This is a genomic window from Kluyvera sp. 1366 (assembly GCF_054823405.1).
Map to the genome: position 1 here is coordinate 1 of NZ_JBTRDW010000005.1, position 19,659 is coordinate 19,659.

Here is a 19,659-nt window from a genome sequence, read left to right on the forward strand (position 1 = left end):
TTCGACTTGCATGTGTTAGGCCTGCCGCCAGCGTTCAATCTGAGCCATGATCAAACTCTTCAATTTAAGTTTGATTTGCTGAAACCAGTTCAGCGATGCTCATCTGTAAAACGTCATAATGAATTTCATTATGTGTTCACTCGTGAGGCTTTGATATTTTTTTGCGTCCGGAGACGCGGATATCAATCCTGCGAGTGCCCACACAGATTGTCTGATAAATTGTTAAAGAGCGTTGCGAACAGCGGCTGAACCGTCTGTCGCGAGGTGGCGTATACTACGCTACTCTCCTTCGGAGTCAAACACTTTTTTCAGCGTTTTCATCCGGCGGGATGAATTTCTTCACTCCCTGCCAAGCCGTCTGCGTTGCCGCTTTGCCGTCTCAGTGGTGGCGCATTATAGGGAGTTATTCGGAGCTGACAAGTGCAAATTTCAAGTTTTTTGCTGTTCGCTTGAAATTTGCGCAAAAGACCCGTTTTCAGGCCTTTTTGATGCGTGCTGGCAGCTCTGCCAGGCTGTTAATCACCCAATCCGCCACTGCTTCCCCTTCTGCCGTTACCGGCTTGCCACTACGCACCAGCACTTTGGTACCCACACCCGCTGCTAACGCCGCCTGCATATCTTCTATTTTGTCGCCTACCATATAAGAAGAAGCCATATCGATATCCAGATGCTGCTGCGCGGAGAGCAACATGCCCGGCTGCGGCTTACGGCAATCACACTGCTGGCGATACGCTTCTACCGTTGCATCTGGCAAATGCGGACAGAAATAGATGCCATCCAAATCAACATCACGATCGGCCAGCGACCAATCCATCCATTCTGTGAGTTGCATAAATTGGTCTTCGGTAAACATGCCACGCGCAATGCCCGACTGGTTAGTCACCAGTACCAGCGCATAGCCCATCTTTTTTAACGCCTGTAGCGCTTCGATGGTGCCATCAATGAATTCGAAATTATCGATTTCATGAACATAGCCGTGATCAACATTCAATGTGCCATCACGATCAAGAAAAATAGCCGGGACTTTGTTCGCCACGTAGAAACTCCTGCTGAAAATGTGTCGCTAAGTATCGCATGATTGCGTATAGCGAGAGAATGGCAGTTTGAATGACTTCCATTGATTTAGCCGTCTGGATGCCTTAACATCCATCCAAATTTCGCACAGCCCTGCTGAGTGAAGCCCGATACACCACGGACTATGCAACACGATAATAAATAAACTAATGATTAAACTCGAAAATATCACCAAAGTGTTCCAGCAAGGCTCACGCACCATTCAGGCGCTATCCAACGTCAGCCTGCACGTGCCTGCTGGACAGATCTATGGCGTCATCGGTTCCTCCGGTGCCGGTAAAAGTACCCTGATTCGCTGCGTCAATCTGCTGGAGCGCCCAACCTCCGGACGCGTGCTGGTTGATGGCCAGGAATTAACCACCCTTTCTTCTGGCCAATTGACACTGGCGCGCCGCCAGATTGGCATGATTTTCCAGCACTTTAATCTGATGAACTCCCGCACCGTCTCCGGTAACGTGGCGCTGCCATTAGAGTTAGGCAATCTTTCGCGCGAACAGATAAAGAAGCGCGTTAGCGAATTGCTGGATCTGGTCGGATTATCAGACAAGCATGATAGCTGGCCAGCAAATCTCTCTGGCGGACAAAAGCAGCGTGTTGCGATTGCCCGCGCACTGGCGAGCAATCCTAAGGTGCTGCTGTGTGATGAAGCCACCAGCGCACTGGATCCTGCAACCACGCGTTCGATTCTTGAGCTGCTTAAGGACATTAACCGTCGTCTGGGCATTACCATTCTATTGATCACCCATGAAATGGATGTGGTGAAACGCATCTGCGATCAGGTTGCGGTGATCAGCAATGGTGAGTTAATTGAAAAAGACAGCGTAAGCGAAGTGTTTTCGCATCCGAAAACGCCGCTGGCGCAACAATTCATTCAATCTACGCTGCATCTGGATATCCCCGACGACTACCAGCAACGCATGGCGCCACAGCCAACAGCTGATAGCGTGCCGCTGCTGCGTCTCGAGTTCACCGGCAAATCGGTGGATGCTCCGCTACTGTCAGAATCGGCTCGCCGCTTTAACGTTAATAACAACATCATCAGTGCGCAGATGGATTACGCCGGCGGCGTGAAGTTCGGCATCATGCTGGCTGAGATGGATGGCAGTGAAACAGATACACAAGCCGCGATTGCCTGGCTGAAAGAAAATCATGTGAAAGTAGAGGTGTTGGGTTATGTCTGAAGCGATGATGTGGTTACTGACGCGTGGCGTCTGGGAAACGCTGATGATGACCTTCGTCTCTGGTTTCTTTGGTTTTGTCCTCGGTCTTCCGATTGGCGTGCTGCTGTATGTGACGCGTCCCGGCCAGATTCTGGCCAACAACGCGCTTTATCGCGTGCTGTCGGCGCTGGTGAATATCTTCCGTTCGATTCCGTTCATTATCCTGCTGGTATGGATGATTCCGTTCACCCGCGCCATAGTCGGCACCTCGATTGGCTTGCAAGCCGCGATTGTGCCGCTAACCGTCGGCGCCGCGCCGTTTATTGCACGTATGGTGGAAAACGCCCTGCTGGAACTGCCAACCGGATTGATCGAAGCATCTCGCGCCATGGGCGCCACCCCGCTGCAGATCGTGCGTAAAGTCCTGCTGCCGGAAGCGCTGCCAGGTCTGGTGAATGCCGCTACAATTACCCTGATTACGCTGGTTGGCTACTCCGCAATGGGCGGAGCGGTTGGCGCAGGCGGTTTGGGCCAGATTGGCTATCAATACGGTTACATTGGCTATAACGCCACCGTAATGAACACCGTGCTGGTTTTGCTGGTTGTGCTGGTCTATTTAATCCAATTCTGTGGCGACCGCATTGTACGTGCTGTGTCCCATAAGTAAGCAAGCAACATCAATAGTCCTCTATTAAGGAAAGGATATGTCTTTTACATTTAAAAAGATTGCCGCTGTGGGTGCTCTGATTGGCGCAATTGCGCTGGCAGGATGCGATCAGAAAGCAAAAGATCCAAACCACATTAAAGTGGGTGTGATTGTCGGCGCTGAACAGCAGGTTGCTGAAACTGCAGTTAAAGTGGCGAAAGAGAAATATGGCCTCGATGTTGAGCTGGTGACCTTTAACGATTACGTGCTGCCAAACGAAGCGCTGAGCAAAGGTGATATTGACGTTAACGCCTTCCAGCATAAGCCGTATCTGGATCAGCAGATCAAAGATCGCGGTTACAAGCTGGCCATCGTAGCGAACACCTTCGTTTACCCAATCGCCGGCTACTCGAAGAAAATCAAATCACTGGATGAACTGCAGGACGGTTCACAGGTTGCTATCCCGAACGACCCAACCAACCTGGGACGTTCACTGTTGCTGCTGCAGAAGGTCGGCCTGATCAAACTGAAAGATGGCGTTGGCCTGCTGCCAACCTCACTGGATATCATTGAGAACCCGAAAAAGCTGAAGATTGTTGAGCTGGAAGCGCCGCAGCTGCCACGTTCACTTGACGATCAGCAGATCGCACTGGCGGTGATCAACACCACGTACGCCAGCCAGATTGGTCTGACACCAGCGAAAGATGGCATCTTCGTGGAAGACAAAGATTCACCTTACGTGAACCTGATTGTTAGCCGTGAAGATAATAAAGACGCGGAGAACGTGAAGAAGTTTGTGCAGGCTTACCAATCAGACGAAGTGTCTGAAGCGGCCAACAAGATCTTCAACGGTGGCGCAGTGAAAGGCTGGTAATGTTCACCTTTCATGCCTTGCAGGGCGGCTTCGGCCGCCCTTTCTTTTGCCATAAATTGCACCTGACTTGTTATTTATTGTCGTCCTTGTTTCAATAACGCCACTTTTTTATTACTTGAGGATGTTGCCATGCGTTTTTTACCGCTCTGCTTGTTAGCATTGATGCTAACCGGGTGTGTGCGTGAATATCACCCGATAAGCAGTGCTCCTTCTCGTCCGCAACAGGCATCCAGCGAGCCACAACGTAAACCGACTTCACGTCCCGCGCCGGTGAAGATCTACACCGATGCGGCCGATCTGGTCAGCAACCCGTTCCGCGATTTGGGCGAAGTCTCTGCTGAAGATTGCCAGAGCAGCAGCCAGGATTCGCCTCCTAACATCAACACCGCGCGCAAACGCCTGCAGATTCGCGCAGCCGGCATGAAAGCCAACGCCGTCCTGCTGCATGGGTGCGAAATTGTCACCAGCACGCCGGGATGCTATCGCCAGGCCATTTGCCAGGGCTCCGCACTGAAAGTATCAAATCAATGAGTGAGTTTGCCTTTGCGCAAATCGGCGTAATTCGTTCGCCGTGGAAAGAGAAGTTTGCCGTTCCGCGCCAGCCCGGTCTGGTGCAGGATGGCGGCGGCGAGCTGCATCTGCTACCACCTTACAATCAGCCGGAAGCGGTACGCGGGCTGGAAGCGTTTAGTCATTTGTGGGTGCTGTTTGTGTTCCACCAAACCATGGAAGGTGGCTGGCGTCCGACCGTGCGTCCACCGCGCCTCGGTGGCAATGCGCGTATGGGCGTGTTCGCCACCCGTTCAACCTTCCGCCCCAATCCTATCGGTATGTCGCTGGTTGAGTTAAAAGGCATTCGCTGCGAGAAGCAGCAGGTGATCTTGCAGCTCGGCAGCCTCGATTTAGTCGATGGCACGCCGGTGGTGGATATCAAACCTTATCTGCCGTTCGCTGAAGCGCTGCCTGATGCGCGCGCCGGGTTTGCACAGGCAGCGCCTGATGCCACCATGCCGGTGCGCTTTTCGCCGCTGGCGCAGAGCCAGCTTCAGCTGCAGCAGAAAACCCATCCGCAGCTAGCGCGTTTCATTAGCGAAGTGCTGGCGCAGGATCCGCGCCCGGCTTACCGTAAAGGTGAGACGGAAGATCGTGAATATGCCGCCTGGCTACTCGACTTTAACGTGCGCTGGCGCATTGATGAGGCAGGAACCGAGGTGATCGCCCTCGATCCCCGTTAAAACCCGCTTTTGAGTGATTGATCTCGCTGGTACACTAGCCGCCAGAAAAATTTTGTCAGTTTCCTTCCGTATAACTGGAATCGTAATCAATGCGTACTACTCAATATCTGCTCTCCACTCTGAAGGAGACACCTTCCGATGCAGAAGTGATCAGCCACCAGCTGATGCTGCGCGCCGGCATGATCCGCAAACTGGCTTCCGGTCTCTACACCTGGTTGCCGACCGGGATTCGCGTGCTGCGAAAAGTTGAAAACATCGTGCGTGAAGAGATGAACAACGCCGGTGCGATTGAGATCTCCATGCCGGTGGTTCAGCCTGCCGATCTGTGGGAAGAGAGCGGCCGTTGGGAGCAATACGGCCCGGAACTGCTGCGCATTAAAGATCGTCACGAACGTCCCTTCGTGCTGGGTCCAACCCACGAAGAAGTGGTCACCGATTTGATCCGCAACGAGCTGAGCTCTTATAAGCAGCTGCCGCTCAATCTGTATCAGATCCAGACCAAATTCCGCGATGAAGTGCGCCCGCGTTTTGGTGTGATGCGTTCACGCGAGTTCATCATGAAAGATGCTTACTCGTTCCACACCACGCAGGAATCGCTGCAGGATACCTACGACGCGATGTACCGCGCCTACAGCCAGAGCTTCAGCCGTATGGGCCTGGATTTCCGCGCCGTACAAGCTGACACCGGTTCTATCGGCGGCAGCGCATCACATGAATTCCAGGTGCTGGCACTGAGCGGTGAAGATGACGTGATCTTCTCCAGCGAATCCGATTACGCGGCCAACATTGAGAAAGCCGAAGCCTTAGCGCCGGCTGGCGAGCGTCCGCACGCCACAGAAGCCATGACGCAGTTCGATACGCCAAACGCCAAGACTATCGCCGAGCTGGTTGAGCAACATCAGTTGCCGATTGAGAAAACCGTTAAGACGCTGTTCGTCAAAGCCACCGAAGAGAGCGGCCACACGCTGGTTGCCCTGCTGCTGCGCGGCGATCATCAGCTGAACGAAATTAAAGCGGAGAAGCTGGATATCGTCGCTGAACCGCTGGAGATGGCGAGCGAAGAACAGATTCGCGCGCTGCTGGGTGCCGGTCCAGGCTCGCTCGGCCCGGTCGGTTTGACCATGCCAGTGATCGCCGATCGTACCGTGGCAAAAACAGCTGACTTCTGCGCGGGTGCCAACATTGATGGCAAACACCTGAGCGGCATCAACTGGGGCCGCGATCTGCCAGAACCGCGCGTGGAAGATATCCGTAACGTGGTGGAAGGCGATCCAAGCCCAGACGGCAAAGGTACGCTGCTGATTAAACGCGGTATCGAAGTGGGCCACATCTTCCAGCTGGGTACCAAGTACTCCGAAGCGATGAAAGCAGCGGTTCAGGGCGAAGATGGTCGTAACCAGGTAATGACCATGGGCTGCTACGGCATCGGTATCACGCGCGTTGTGGCGGCGGCAATTGAGCAGAACAACGACGAGCGCGGCATCATCTGGCCTGCGGCATTGGCACCGTTTGAAGTGGCCATTCTGCCAATGAATATGCACAAATCTTTCCGTGTGCAGCAGTTGGCTGAAGAGCTGTACAACACGCTGCGTGCCAAAGGCATTGACGTGATTCTGGATGACCGTAAAGAGCGTCCAGGTGTGATGTTCGCGGATATGGAGCTGATTGGCGTGCCGCACACCATCGTAATTGGCGATCGTAATCTCGATAACGAAGAGATTGAGTATAAGGCGCGTACCGCCAGCGAGAAGCAGATGATTAAGCAACATGACATCGTCGACTTCCTGGTGAAAGCCCTCAACAAGTAACGCTAAAACGCCTCCAGCCGGAGGCGTTTTTTATTGCACCTTTCCGCGCATCGCCTTCACGTTACTGCGTCGCGTTTTACCTTCCAGCCGCCTCACTTTAGAGCCGTGCGTCGGTTTGGTCGCACGCCGCACTTTTTCCACCGTGGTTAACTCCTGAATCAGATTTATCAGCCGCTGCACGGCCGCTTCCCGATTCATTTCCTGGCTGCGATGTTCCTGTGCTTTGATGATCACCACGCCTTCTGCGGTAATCAAATGATGGCTCGCCGCCAGCAGTCGCTCTTTATAAAACGGCGGCAGCGATGAGGCATGAATATCAAATCGCAGGTGAATCGCCGTCGACGTTTTATTCACATGTTGGCCACCGGCACCTTGCGCACGGATGGCACTGAGTTCCACTTCATTATCTGCAAGTGAAAGCGATCGAGACAGCACAATCATCTGTCACCTACCGTTTGGCTCGACGTTGCGTCGCGTAATAACCTGTTCATCAACTTAACCTTTTGTGCGCACGCTGAATGCATAAGACCAGCGCGAAATGTCACTTTTGCCCATTTGCTTGCATCATTCCCGTGACGACCGGGCTGATTTCGATGAAATTCCTGTGATATAGTCGCCTATCATCCAGAGTATCAACTCTGCTGAGGAGGTGTATGTGCAAAAGTATTGTGAGTTAGTTCGCCAGAAGTATGCCGAAATTGGTAGCGGCGACCTTGGGTATGTGCCAGACGCCATAGGTTGTGCGTTGAAGGCTCTCAACGATATTGCCGCTGATTCTGCGCTAAACTCTTCTCTCAGGGAACAAGCAGCGTATGCCGCTGCAAACTTATTGGTGAGCGACTATGTTGACGAATGAAGCCTACAAACCCATCAACTGCGATGATTACGACAACCTTGAACTCGCCTGCCAAAAACACTGGACGCTGTCGTTAGAGTTAAAAAACGGCGATCAGCTCAAGGCCAAAGCCGTGGACATGGTCTCACGTAAAAACGTCGAGTACCTTGCCGTCGATCTCTCAGGCGAGACCCGCGAAGTGCGGCTCGACCACATCGCCAGCTTCACACATCCGGAGCTGGGCACCGTCGTCGTCAGCGAAGACGAGTAAAACCTCTCTCGGGCGGGAATCACATCCCGCCCACCTCGCTTAAGGTTTTAACGAACTGTAATACGCCGATAAATCTGCCATATCCTGATCGCTCAATCCCGCTACAAACGCTTTCATCACTTCCGCCTGGCCGCCGCTCCGCTCGCCTTTTTTATAGGCTTGCAGTGAATGCAGCAGATAAGGCGCATGTTGCCCGGCCAGATTGGGATAGAGCGGCACCGCGCTTTTGCCCTCCGCACCGTGACACGCCATACAGCTTGCCGCTTTTTGCGCGCCCGCATTCACATCGCCGTCGGCCAACGCCGGCAGCGCCGCAGCGAATAACGCCGCGGCCATCCAAAGTTTCATCATTGCTCTCCATTTTATTGTTGTGGTGACCAGATCGCCTGCCAGCCTTGCTCGTTGCTGGCTGCGCCTTCGCGGGTAATAAACAGCCCCGGCGCGCTAATTAACGTCTGGTTAAAATAAATCAACGGAATACGTTCGCGCTGCCAGGGCGCAACGCACAGCTCTTGCCACAGCTTCTTCATCTCGCGGCCACCTGCGCGCCCCTGTATATGATAATAACCCTGTGCCTGGAAGCGGATCGTGATCGCTTCATCCGCTGCAGGCTGGCGCAGTTCGGCAATCCACGCATTCGCGTGCAGCGAACCTAAACCAGCGGGTAAATTAAGCGGCTGCGTGCGGTCTTGCCAGGTTAGCAAGTGCTGACTAAGTGAAGGCTGCGGCGTTAACCAATAGAGTTGCTGGCGATAGCGGCGCAGCTCAAAAGCGCCGAAACGCAAACAAGGTTTGGCATCTTCACGGCTGTTGATGACTTCATCGGTGATGCGTTTCAACGCCTCGCGCGAAGGCATCGCGCCGCCCTGTTGAGCAATCCAGCGGCGTAACAGCGCATGACGCCGCGCTTCACTCATGTTCATTAACGGCGGGAAGTGCAGCGCGCCCTGCGCATCGCTAAGCTGCGCCAGCTGCTCAGCCAGCAACTCGTCGAGCAGTTGCTCCTGCTCGCCACAGAGCGCGGCGCTGCGTGCACTGGCGGCACTGAAGTGCGGCCAGCGCGCCTGCAGCTGCGGCAGAATCTGCTGACGCAGGAAGTTGCGGTCATAGCGGCTATCGGCGTTGCTTTCATCTTCAATCCAGCGCAGTTGATGCTCGGCAGCATAGTTTTCCAGCTGCTGACGGCTAACGTCGAGCAACGGACGCAGATGCCGATGTTCACCCACCCTGCGCTGCAGCGGCATCGCGGCCAAACCCGCCGGTCCGCTGCCGCGTTTTAACGCCAGCAGCAGCGTTTCCGCCTGATCGTCGAGGTGCTGAGCGGTAAGTAAGTGTTCACCGGGTTGCAGATGCTGAAACAGCGCCTGATAGCGTGCTTCGCGGGCAGCCGCTTCAATGCCGTTGGCGCGGCCATCAACCTGCACATGCAGCACTTCACAGGGAATCTGCCACTGCTGGCAAACTTGCTGGCAATGCAGCGCCCAGCTATCGGCATTCGGGCTAAGACCATGATGGACGTGTAACGCGCGCACGCGTAGCGCTGGCTGCTGACGTTGCCAGCAGACCAATTGATGCAGTAGCACGGTGGAATCAAGTCCGCCGCTGAACGCCAGCACATAGCCAGCGTCGGGTGTCAGCAGCGAAGCAAGATGAGATAAAGACATGAGCGCGTTCCGTCCGGGCGAGCCACCGAATTGCGGCTCGCGGCGGACGCTAGTTTACGCCTGATACAGCTCCAGCGGCAAACCATCCGGATCGGGGAAGAAGGTGCAGGCTTTACCGGTTAACGCATCGATACGAATCGGCTCGCACGTCACGCCCTTCTCCGCCAGCGCCGCTATGGACTGCTCAACATCCTCAACGCAAAACGCCAGATGACGCAGGCCGCAGGCTTCCGGTCCACTAACGCGTGGCGGCGGCGAGGGGAAAGAGAACAGTTCGATGGTATAAACCCCATTCAGGCCAAGATCGCCTTTCCACGAGTCACGCTCGGCGCGGTAATATTCACCCAACAATTCAAAGCCCAGCACATCACAATAAAACGCCTTACTGCGCTGATAATCGGTGGCAATAATGGCGATGTGATGGATCTGTTTAATCTGCAGCATAGCGACTCCGGTTTTCACATAAGCCGCTTACCCTACGTGGCAAATGCGGCGATGAAAAGAGGTGATTGTCCTAAGTTAGCCTTCGCCATCTTCACGCAATACGCGCACCAGATAACGCCCATCCTCCGTCAACGTCGCACCGTGAATGTCGGTCTCGAAGCCGGGATAGTGCCGGCCGATGGTGCAAAGCATCAGCAGAAAATCGAGTACGGAACGGCTCTCTTCGGTGATCATCTCGCCCGGCATCACCACCGGCACGCCAGGCGGATACGGCAGAATCATGTTGGCGGAAATGCGCCCCACCAGCTCGCGAATATCCACCGTTTCCACCTGACCTTTTACCTGGCGCTGAAATGCCTGATGCGGCGTCATCTTCATCTCCGGCAGCACGTCGAACGCTTTCAACATCAGGCGCGGCAGATCATGTTGCAGGATCAATTGATGAATGCCCTGCGCCAGCGTTTGAATGCGCATGTTGCGGTAGAAGTCGGGATCTTCAGCGTAAAGATCCGGCAGCATATTTTTCACCCGCAGGTTGAGATCGTATGCGCGCTTAAACTCCGTCAGCCCACGCAGCACGCTCATCGCTTTGGTTTTATCGATGCCGATGCTGAACAGGAACAGCAGATTGTACGGCCCGGTTTTCTCCACCACGATGCCGCGCTGATCGAGGAACTTCGCCACCAGCGCGGCTGGAATGCCCTCTTCCGCCATGTTACCGAGCTCGCTCATGCCCGGCGTCAGAATGGTGACTTTGATCGGATCGAGATACATATGATCGCGATCGGCATGGGTGAAACCGTGCCAATCCTCCTCGCCCGGCTGGATCGGCCAGCATTCAGCTTGATCGACCTGCTCCGGCTGCCAGATATCAAAGAACCAGCCGTCAGACTCTTCCCGCAAGCGTTGAATCTCACGACGGAAATGGAGCGCACGTTCAACCGAGCGGTTGATCAGTCGCTTACCCGGATTGCCGCGCAGCATCGCCGCCGCGGTTTCAATCGACGAGACAATCGCGTAGCTCGGCGAGGTGGTGGTGTGCATCATGTAGGCTTCGTTGAAGGTGTGCTCGTCGTAATCGCCTTTGATGTGAATCAGCGAAGCCTGCGAGAACGCCGCTAACAGTTTGTGCGTCGATTGCGTTTCATAAATCACTTTGCCGGGAATACGATCGCCGCTCATGCCGCTTTTACCGGCATAGATCGGATGGAAATTGGTGTACGGCACCCACGCAGAATCAAAGTGGATCGATGGCACATCCAGCGTCTGTTTGATGAACTGCGTGTTGTACAGCAGGCCATCGTAGGTTGAGTTGGTGATTACCGCATGCACCGGCCAGCTGGCACGCGGCGTGGCGTTGACCTTTTGCTGGATGCTGTCACGCGTAAACTCGCGCTGTGGAATGCCGCCCAGAATGCCCAGTGCGTTGCGCGTCGGTTTCAGCCAGATTGGGATGATGTCGCTCATCATCAGCAAATGGGTCAGCGATTTATGGCAGTTGCGGTCAATCAGCACCGTGCTGCCCGATGGAGCCGCATACATGCCGACGATTTTGTTCGAGGTCGAGGTGCCGTTAGTCACCATGTAGCTTTGCTCAGCGCCAAAGGTGCGCGCAACGTACTCCTCCGCTTCCAGATGCGGGCCGGTGTGATCGAGCAATGAACCCAATTCCGTAACCGAGATCGAGACATCCGCTTTTAAGGTGTTCGAGCCAAAGAAGTCATAAAACAGGCTGCCCACCGGGCTTTTCTGGAAGGCGCTGCCGCCCATGTGACCCGGCGTGCAGAAGGTGTATTTGCCCTCTTTGACGTAGGTGAACAACGCTTTAGTTAGCGGCGGCGTGATGTTATCGATGTACTCATCGGTGTACTGACGAATATGCAGCGCGATGTCATCGGCAGCGCTCAGGGCATACTCGAAGAAGTGCAGCGCCATGCGCATCTCATTGATGCTGACATCCATCTGCGAATGGGTGTTGATGAAGGCATAGAGCGGCAGATATTCATTAAGCTGATTGATGTCGCTACACAGCGCCAGACTGTAATCGTCCCAGTCAAAAATCACACCGCAGATACGCGGATTGTGTTCAATCAACTTCAGCAGGTCGCTGGCATTATTGGGGTAAACGGTTTGGAAGCCTTGCAGCTTGAGGGCAGCATCCAGTTCGCGAATAGGCTCATCTTTGTAGAAAGCGCCGTGCGGTCCCATGATCGCAATAATATTCAATGCTCACCTCCTGTGGTGTTGTGGCACTGAATAAGGATAGCGAAAACCGCGCGCGGATAAACCTGGAATGCTCTGCTGTTGAGTGATTGTAACCGAATGCTAATGCACCAGAAAAACCACGATCAAGCCAAAGGGGACAGGAAAGACCAGCCCGAAGAGCAAAGCGTCCGAGCCATGGAAGGCGAGGCCGATCTGCATGGATGCAGTTATTCTTTGCGATCGGGCTGGTCTTTTCTGGACCTTGCACCGAAGTCACAGCGAAATCGTCGAACCAGGTAGCCATGAATGGCTACCCTACGGATGGCTGATCAGAATGGTGTTCGTTCGACATAAAAAAAGCGGACCGGGGTCCGCTTCTTGCTTAGATCTGATGTATCAAGCGTAGCCGTAGTTCATCAGGCGCTGATAGCGACGGTTGAGCAACTCTTCGGTGCTCAGCACATCGAGATCGGCCAGATCCGCCAGCAGTTGCTGCTTAAGCGAAGCCGCCATATCTACCGGTTGACGATGCGCGCCGCCCAGCGGTTCAGGAATGATGGAATCGATCAGCTTCAGCTCTTTCAGACGCTCAGCTGTGATACCCATCGCTTCAGCAGCCAGCGGAGCTTTGTCGGCGCTTTTCCACAGGATCGACGCACAACCTTCCGGTGAAATCACCGAATAGGTGCTGTACTGCAGCATGTTGACTTTGTCGCCCACGCCGATTGCCAGCGCACCACCGGAACCGCCTTCGCCGATTACGGTACAAATTACCGGAATTTTCAGGCCAGACATTTCACGCAGGTTGCGTGCGATCGCTTCTGACTGACCGCGCTCTTCTGCACCCACGCCCGGATAAGCTCCCGGCGTATCGATGAAGGTGATCAGCGGCATCTTAAAGCGTTCAGCCATTTCCATCAGACGCAGCGCTTTGCGATAGCCTTCTGGTGCCGGCATACCGAAGTTACGACGAATTTTCTCTTTGGTTTCGCGACCTTTCTGATGACCAATGATCATCACTGGACGACCGTCAAGACGGGCAATACCGCCGACAATCGCTTTATCATCGGCATAAGCACGATCGCCAGCCAGTTCGTCGAAATCATCAAACGCGTTGCGGATATAGTCCAGTGTGTAAGGACGCAGCGGATGACGCGCGAGTTGCGCCACTTGCCATGCGCCTAAATCGGAGAAGATTTTACGGGTCAGCTCAACGCTTTTTTCGCGTAAACGCTGCACTTCCTCATCCAAATTAATATCGTGTTTCTCATCCGAACGGCCAATCGATTTTAACGAGTCGATTTTCGCTTCAAGCTCTGCGATTGGCTGTTCAAAATCCAGGTAATTAAGACTCATAATGTTCCTGTTTTAGTCAAACTCCAGTTCCACCTGCTCCGATCCTACTAACGACCGCAAATCGTTGAGTAAACGATCGCTGGGCGAAATACGCCACGCTGCACCAAAGCGTAGCTTCGCTCGCGCATCGGCTCTCTGATAGTAGAGATGCACCGGAATGGTCCCGGAACGATGAGGCTCCAGAGACTGGCGGAGACGGTTTAAAAGCTGGTCATCAATTTGCCTGTCCGTCAGCGAGATAGCAAGTCCGCGCGCGTATTTTTCCCGCGCTTCGTCGATGTCCATCACTTCTCGAGCGGTCATTTTAAGGCCACCGCTAAAGTCATCAAAGCTGACCTGTCCACTGACGATCAGGATACGGTCCTTCTCCAGCAACTGCTGGTATTTATCTAACGCATCGGTAAATAACATCACTTCAAGACGACCAGAACGATCGTCAATGGTACAAATACCAATTCGGTTACCGCGTTTAGTGACCATCACGCGGGCGGCAATCACCAGCCCCGCCGCGACGGTTACTTTACCACGATCTGTCGGATGCATGTCTTTCAGCCGCATGCCGCCGACGTAACGCTCAATTTCTTTCAAATACTGGTTAATCGGATGTCCGGTAAGATAGAGACCCAAAGTCTCTCGTTCGCCATCCAGTTGAATTTGTTCCGGCCACGGCGTGATGCTGGCGTAGGATTTCTCTACCTGCTCTGGCTCTTCGGCCAGCACGCCAAACATATCGGCCTGGCCGATGGCTTCGGCTTTAGCATGCTGATCGGCCGCTTTTAATGCATCGCCGAGTGCACTCATCAAAGCCGCGCGATGCGGGCCGAGACGATCGAATGCGCCCGACATGATCAGTTTTTCCATTACGCGACGGTTGATCTTTTTGGTGTCGGTGCGCGCACAGAGATCAAACAACTCTTTGAAGTAGCCGCCTTCATTACGCGCATCAATGATCGCTTCGATCGGGCCCTCACCCACGCCTTTGATCGCGCCGATGCCGTAAACGATCTCGCCTTCGTCATTGACGTGGAACGGATACAAACCGGAGTTGATGTCTGGCGGCAACACTTTGAGGCCCATGCGCCAGCATTCGTCGACCAGGCCAACCACTTTCTCGGTGTTATCCATATCAGCGGTCATTACGGCCGCCATAAACTCTGCCGGATAGTGCGCTTTCAGCCACAGGGTTTGATAGGAAACCAGCGCGTAAGCGGCGGAGTGCGACTTGTTAAAGCCATAACCGGCAAATTTTTCTACCAGATCGAAGATTTTCATCGACAGCTCACCGTCGACGCCCATCTTCTCCGCGCCGTCCCGGAACACCGAACGCTGCTTCGCCATCTCTTCGGGTTTCTTTTTACCCATCGCACGACGCAGCATGTCCGCACCGCCCAGTGTGTAGCCAGACAGCACCTGCGCAATCTGCATCACCTGTTCCTGATACAGAATGATGCCGTAGGTCGGCTCCAGCACCGGCTTCAGGGTTTCGTGCTGCCACTGAATATCCGGATAAGAGATCTCTTCGCGACCGTGCTTACGGTCAATGAAGTTATCTACCATGCCCGATTGCAGCGGTCCCGGACGGAACAGCGCCACCAGTGCGATCATATCTTCGAAGCAGTCAGGCTTCAGACGTTTGATCAGATCTTTCATGCCGCGCGATTCAAGCTGGAACACCGCCGTGGTTTCCGAGCGCTGCAGCATATCAAAGCTTTTCTTGTCATCCAGCGGAATGGCGGCGATATCAATCGGTGGCAAACCCTGCTTTTCACGGCGCGGGTTAATCATCTTCAGCGCCCAGTCGATGATGGTAAGCGTACGCAGGCCAAGGAAGTCAAACTTCACCAGCCCGGCATATTCCACGTCATTCTTATCAAACTGGGTAACCGGGAATTGCCCGTTTTCATCGCAGTAGAGCGGCGCAAAATCGGTGATTTTGGTCGGCGAGATCACCACACCACCGGCATGTTTACCGGCGTTACGCGTGACACCTTCCAGTTTGCGCGCCATGTCGATCAGCGCTTTCACCTCTTCATCAGCCTCGTAGATCTCCGGCAGCTGCGGTTCAGCCAGGAAAGCTTTCTCCAGCGTCATGCCCGGATCCGGCGGGATCAGTTTCGAGATACGATCAACAAAACCGTACGGATGACCGAGTACGCGTCCCACATCGCGGATGACCGCTTTCGCCGCCATGGTACCGAAGGTGATGATCTGCGATACCGCATCGCGTCCATACATATCGGCCACGTGATCGATCACCTGATCGCGCTTCTCCATGCAGAAGTCAACGTCAAAGTCAGGCATCGACACACGTTCCGGGTTCAGGAAACGTTCGAACAGCAGGTCAAACTCCAGCGGATCGATATCGGTGATTTTCAGCGCATACGCCACCAATGAACCGGCACCCGAACCGCGGCCTGGGCCGACGGGAATGCCGTTGTCCTTCGACCACTGAATAAACTCCATCACGATCAGGAAGTAGCCCGGGAAGCCCATCTGGTTGATAACAGTGAGTTCAATCTCCAGACGTTCATCATATTCCACGCGTTTTTCTGCGCGCACCGCCGGATCCGGGAAGAGGAATTCCATACGCTCTTCCAGGCCTTCACGTGACTTCGCCACGAGGAAGTCTTCAGTGCTCATGTCACCGGTGGGGAACTGCGGCAGGAAATATTCGCCGAGGCGCACCGTTACGTTACAGCGCTTAGCAATCTCTACGCTATTTTCCAGCGCTTCCGGAATGTCCGAGAACAGCTCGCACATCTCCTCTTCACTGCGCATATATTGCTGAGGACTGTAGTTACGTGGACGCTTGGGATCGTCCAGCGTATAGCCGTCATGAATCGCGACGCGGATTTCATGCGCATCAAAATCTTCTTCATTCAGGAAGCACACTTCGTTGGTGGCAACGACGGGAACGCCTTCGGCCACCGCCAGCTCGACGGCGGCATGCAGATACGCTTCTTCATCGGCGCGACCGGTGCGCATCAATTCCAGGTAATAACGATTCGGGAAGTGTTCCTGATAAAAGCTCAAACACTGCGCTACCATCGCGCTATTGCCGCGCAGCAGACTGCGGCCCACGTCGCCGCGACGTCCGCCAGACAGCAGAATCAGGCCTTCGCCCAGCTCCAGCAGCCAGTCGCGATCGATGATTGGGCCCGCAATGCCGTAACCGCGCTGATATGCACGTGAAATCAGCAAGGTCAGGTTTTGATAACCGGTGTTATTGGCCGCCAGCAGCGTTAACTGTGTCAGCTCATCGCCCATCAATTCGCTGGCAACCTGGAAGTCAGCACCAATAATCGGCTTGATCCCCGCGCCGTGTGCGCTACCGTAAAAACGCACCAGCCCGCACAGGTTGATGTAATCGGTAATGGCAATCGCCGGCATGCCCAGCGCAGCCGCCTTCTTGACTAAGGGTCCGGTTTTCGCCAGACCATCAACCATGGAGTAATCACTGTGGACGCGCAGATGTATAAAACGAGGTTCAGCCATATCAGTTTCCGGTTAAAACAGCGTCAGGCTATTAAAGCGTAGTTGGCTGGCGGGCTGCCAGCACATCGGCATCAATCAAGGCGTTACGCACCGGCGCAAAGCTGCGACGATGATGAGGTGTGGCGCCGTGCTGCGTCAGCTTTTCCATGTGCAGCGCGGTTGGATAGCCTTTGTGTTGCGCAAAGCCATATTGCGGGAACAGCAAATCCAGCTCGGTCATTTCACGATCGCGCGTGACTTTTGCGATGATCGAGGCGGCACTGATCGCTTGCACCAGGCTATCACCCTTCACCACCGCCTGCGAGGGCATCGGCAGCGCCGGGCAACGGTTGCCATCGATCAGTACGAAGTCCGGTGCAATGTGCAAACCCGCGACCGCGCGCTGCATCGCCAGCATGGTGGCGTGCAGAATATTGAGCTGATCGATCTCCTCTGGCTCGGCACGACCAAGGCTCCAGGCCAGCGCCTTCTCTGTGATCTCGTCATACAGCGCCAGACGACGCTTCTCGGAGAGCTTTTTCGAGTCGGCCAGTCCGGCAATCGGGTTGGCGGGATCGAGGATCACCGCCGCCGTGACCACGGCGCCAACCAGCGGGCCGCGCCCTACTTCATCAACGCCAGCAATCCGCTGCGCGTTGGGATAGATAAATTCAGCCATTGATAATCTCCAGTACCGCATCCGCCGCCTGCTCATCGGCATTCCAGCGAATCTGTTGATGCAGTTCGGTGAAGGTTTTCAGTAGCGCTTCGCGCTCCGGGCCAGCGTGCAGTAACGGCTCCAGCGCCGCGGCGAGCGCGTCGGGCTGGCATTCGTCCTGCAGCAACTCTTTCACCAGCTCGCGACCGGCCAGCAGATTTGGCAGGGAAACGTACGGCGTTTTTACCAGACGTTTTGCCAGCCAAAAAGTAGACGGCTTCATGCGATAACCGACCACCATCGGGCATTTCGCCAGCATGCACTCCAGCGCGGCGGTGCCAGACGCAAGAATAGCGGCATCGCTGGCCAGCATCGCCTGACGGCCTTTGCCATCCAGCAAATGCATCGGCAGTTCTGGCGCAACTTGCGCTTTGATCTGCTCAAACTGCGCGCGGCGTTTGGCGTTCACCAGCGGCACCACGATTTCCAGCGTGGGATAGCGCTGACGCAGCAGCTGCGCGGCGCGCAGGAAATCGGCGCTGAGCATTTCCACTTCGGCACCGCGACTGCCCGGCAACAAGCCAAGGCAAATCGCCTCGTCAGCAATGCCTAACTCGCGGCGCGCCGCCAGCTTATCGGGCTGCAGCGGCATCGCATCAGCCATGGTGTGGCCGATAAAGCGGCACGGCACGTTAAAGCGATCGTAAAACGCTTTTTCAAACGGCAGGAATGCCAGCACCAGATTGGTGTTGCGGCCGATTTTGAAAACGCGCTTTTGACGCCATGCCCAAACGGAAGGGCTGACGTAATGAATAGTGCGAATACCCGCGCGCTTGAGACGGCCTTCCAACGTGATGTTGAAATCCGGCGCATCAATGCCCACGAACACATCCGGCTTGAGTTCGGTGAAGCGCTGCGTCAGGTCACGACGAATTTTCAGCAGACGCCGCAGGCGTCCCAGCACTTCGACGATGCCCATCACCGCCAGCTCTTCCATCTCATACCAGGCTTCGCAGCCTTCGGCCTGCATCAGCGGACCGGCCACGCCAACAAAGCGCGCATCAGGATGGCGCGCTTTTAACGCACGGATGAGACCTGCACCAAGAATATCGCCGGAGGTTTCTCCGGCGACCAGGGCAATCGTTAGGGGACGCGCTGACATGGATTAACGAATCAATCCACGCGTTGAACGGGCAAAGAAGTCATAGAAAGGCTGCACTTCACTGTGTTGTTTCGCCAGCTCTTCAATCTCTGGTTTCACTTCATCCAGCGTTTTGCCGCTGCGGTACAGCAGTTTGTACGCGTTGCGAATGGCATGCAGCGCTTCTTTGCTAAAGCCGCGACGCTTCAGACCTTCGATGTTGATACCGTATGGCGTTGCGTGGTTGCCCTGCGCAATAACATATGGCGGCACATCCTGCGCGACGCCTGAACAACCGCCAACCATCACGTGAGCACCAATGGTGCACCACTGATGTACCGCCGTCATGCCGCCGATAATCGCAAAATCATCAACGGTGACGTGACCGCCCAGCGTGGCATTGTTAGCAAAGATGCAGCGATTGCCGATCACGCAGTCATGCGCAATGTGAGCATTCACCATCAGCAGGTTATCGCTGCCGACCTTGGTCACATTGCCGCCCTGCGTGGTGCCACGATGAATGGTGACGCTCTCGCGGATGCGGTTGCGATCGCCAATTTCAACGCGCGTCGGTTCGCCCGCATATTTCAGGTCCTGATTCACTTCACCGATGGAAGCGAACTGGTAGATCTGATTGTCTTTGCCTATACGCGTGTGGCCGTTCACCACCACGTGCGATTTGAGTACGGTTCCTTCACCAATTTCCACATTAGCGCCGATAAAGCAAAACGGGCCGATGTGAACATTGGCGCCGATGACGGCACCCTCTTCAATGACAGAACTGGGATGGATATTGGCGGTTGAATCAATCACT

General features: G+C 54.8%; 19 protein-coding genes and 1 rRNA gene. 8 read left to right on the forward strand and 12 right to left on the reverse strand.

What is annotated here, in order from left to right:
* Positions 1–66, reverse strand: a 16S ribosomal RNA gene (locus tag ACVLVH_RS11870); the annotation flags it as partial.
* Between the two features lie 409 nt (positions 67–475).
* Positions 476–1,036: a D-glycero-beta-D-manno-heptose 1,7-bisphosphate 7-phosphatase gene (gmhB, locus tag ACVLVH_RS11875; protein WP_192412323.1), complete on the reverse strand. Its 561-nt coding sequence runs from the start codon at positions 1,034–1,036 to the stop codon at positions 476–478.
* 187 nt (positions 1,037–1,223) lie between these two features.
* Between gmhB and metN the strand changes: the two genes are divergently transcribed.
* The 6 genes from metN (at position 1,224) to proS (ending at position 6,797) form a co-directional block, all read left to right on the forward strand.
* Complete coding sequence (gene metN, locus ACVLVH_RS11880; RefSeq protein WP_101762027.1) at positions 1,224–2,255, forward strand: methionine ABC transporter ATP-binding protein MetN; 1,032 nt, start codon at positions 1,224–1,226, stop codon at positions 2,253–2,255.
* Complete coding sequence (locus ACVLVH_RS11885) at positions 2,248–2,901, forward strand: methionine ABC transporter permease MetI (protein WP_101762028.1); 654 nt, start codon at positions 2,248–2,250, stop codon at positions 2,899–2,901. The genes metN and ACVLVH_RS11885 overlap by 8 nt, the downstream gene beginning before the upstream one ends.
* Positions 2,902–2,938: 37 nt before the next feature.
* A complete protein-coding gene (locus ACVLVH_RS11890) occupies positions 2,939–3,754 on the forward strand; it encodes a MetQ/NlpA family lipoprotein (protein ID WP_101762029.1) in 816 nt (271 codons plus the stop codon).
* A gap of 129 nt (positions 3,755–3,883) precedes the next feature.
* On the forward strand, positions 3,884–4,285 hold the full coding sequence (gene rcsF / locus ACVLVH_RS11895; RefSeq protein ID WP_312464853.1) for an envelope stress sensor lipoprotein RcsF: 402 nt from the start codon (positions 3,884–3,886) through the stop codon (positions 4,283–4,285).
* Positions 4,282–4,989 carry a tRNA (N6-threonylcarbamoyladenosine(37)-N6)-methyltransferase TrmO gene (gene tsaA, locus ACVLVH_RS11900; protein ID WP_192235639.1) on the forward strand — a complete coding sequence of 236 codons (708 nt, stop codon included), beginning with the start codon at positions 4,282–4,284 and terminating at the stop codon, positions 4,987–4,989. Before rcsF ends, tsaA begins: the two co-directional genes overlap by 4 nt.
* 89 nt (positions 4,990–5,078) lie before the next feature.
* Positions 5,079–6,797, forward strand: a complete 1,719-nt coding sequence (gene proS / locus ACVLVH_RS11905; protein ID WP_312464852.1) for a proline--tRNA ligase — start codon at positions 5,079–5,081, stop codon at positions 6,795–6,797.
* Between the two features lie 30 nt (positions 6,798–6,827).
* Here proS and arfB read toward each other — a convergent pair whose 3' ends face one another.
* Positions 6,828–7,238, reverse strand: a complete 411-nt coding sequence (gene arfB, locus ACVLVH_RS11910) for an alternative ribosome rescue aminoacyl-tRNA hydrolase ArfB (RefSeq protein ID WP_154154056.1) — start codon at positions 7,236–7,238, stop codon at positions 6,828–6,830.
* 214 nt (positions 7,239–7,452) lie between these two features.
* On the opposite strand from arfB, the gene ACVLVH_RS11915 reads away from it, so the two are divergent.
* Positions 7,453–7,653, forward strand: a complete 201-nt coding sequence (locus ACVLVH_RS11915; RefSeq protein WP_036622231.1) for a YaeP family protein — start codon at positions 7,453–7,455, stop codon at positions 7,651–7,653.
* On the forward strand, positions 7,640–7,903 hold the full coding sequence (rof, locus tag ACVLVH_RS11920; RefSeq protein WP_101762034.1) for a Rho-binding antiterminator: 264 nt from the start codon (positions 7,640–7,642) through the stop codon (positions 7,901–7,903). The genes ACVLVH_RS11915 and rof overlap by 14 nt, the downstream gene beginning before the upstream one ends.
* 39 nt (positions 7,904–7,942) lie before the next feature.
* Here the strand turns inward: rof and ACVLVH_RS11925 are convergent, their stop codons facing one another.
* From ACVLVH_RS11925 to lpxA, 9 genes are all read right to left on the reverse strand, one after another.
* Positions 7,943–8,251, reverse strand: a complete 309-nt coding sequence (locus ACVLVH_RS11925) for a c-type cytochrome (RefSeq protein WP_101762035.1) — start codon at positions 8,249–8,251, stop codon at positions 7,943–7,945.
* Positions 8,252–8,265: 14 nt separating this feature from the next.
* A complete protein-coding gene (gene tilS, locus ACVLVH_RS11930; RefSeq protein ID WP_192412329.1) occupies positions 8,266–9,567 on the reverse strand; it encodes a tRNA lysidine(34) synthetase TilS in 1,302 nt (433 codons plus the stop codon).
* A gap of 54 nt (positions 9,568–9,621) precedes the next feature.
* The gene (locus ACVLVH_RS11935) at positions 9,622–10,011 is read right to left on the reverse strand and encodes a VOC family protein (RefSeq protein WP_008108470.1); all 390 of its coding nucleotides are present in this window, start codon (positions 10,009–10,011) and stop codon (positions 9,622–9,624) included.
* Positions 10,012–10,086: 75 nt separating this feature from the next.
* The gene (locus tag ACVLVH_RS11940) at positions 10,087–12,237 is read right to left on the reverse strand and encodes a lysine decarboxylase LdcC (protein ID WP_192412331.1); all 2,151 of its coding nucleotides are present in this window, start codon (positions 12,235–12,237) and stop codon (positions 10,087–10,089) included.
* A gap of 375 nt (positions 12,238–12,612) precedes the next feature.
* Positions 12,613–13,572: an acetyl-CoA carboxylase carboxyl transferase subunit alpha gene (accA, locus tag ACVLVH_RS11945; protein WP_101762038.1), complete on the reverse strand. Its 960-nt coding sequence runs from the start codon at positions 13,570–13,572 to the stop codon at positions 12,613–12,615.
* A gap of 12 nt (positions 13,573–13,584) precedes the next feature.
* A complete protein-coding gene (dnaE, locus tag ACVLVH_RS11950; protein ID WP_192235645.1) occupies positions 13,585–17,067 on the reverse strand; it encodes a DNA polymerase III subunit alpha in 3,483 nt (1,160 codons plus the stop codon).
* A gap of 31 nt (positions 17,068–17,098) precedes the next feature.
* Positions 17,099–17,725, reverse strand: coding sequence for a ribonuclease HII (rnhB, locus tag ACVLVH_RS11955; RefSeq protein ID WP_137385194.1), 627 nt, complete (start codon positions 17,723–17,725; stop codon positions 17,099–17,101).
* Complete coding sequence (gene lpxB, locus ACVLVH_RS11960) at positions 17,718–18,866, reverse strand: lipid-A-disaccharide synthase (protein WP_101762041.1); 1,149 nt, start codon at positions 18,864–18,866, stop codon at positions 17,718–17,720. The genes rnhB and lpxB overlap by 8 nt, the downstream gene beginning before the upstream one ends.
* A 3-nt stretch (positions 18,867–18,869) precedes the next feature.
* Positions 18,870–19,658 carry an acyl-ACP--UDP-N-acetylglucosamine O-acyltransferase gene (gene lpxA, locus ACVLVH_RS11965; protein ID WP_101762042.1) on the reverse strand — a complete coding sequence of 263 codons (789 nt, stop codon included), beginning with the start codon at positions 19,656–19,658 and terminating at the stop codon, positions 18,870–18,872.
* Between the last annotated feature and the right edge of the window lies 1 nt (position 19,659).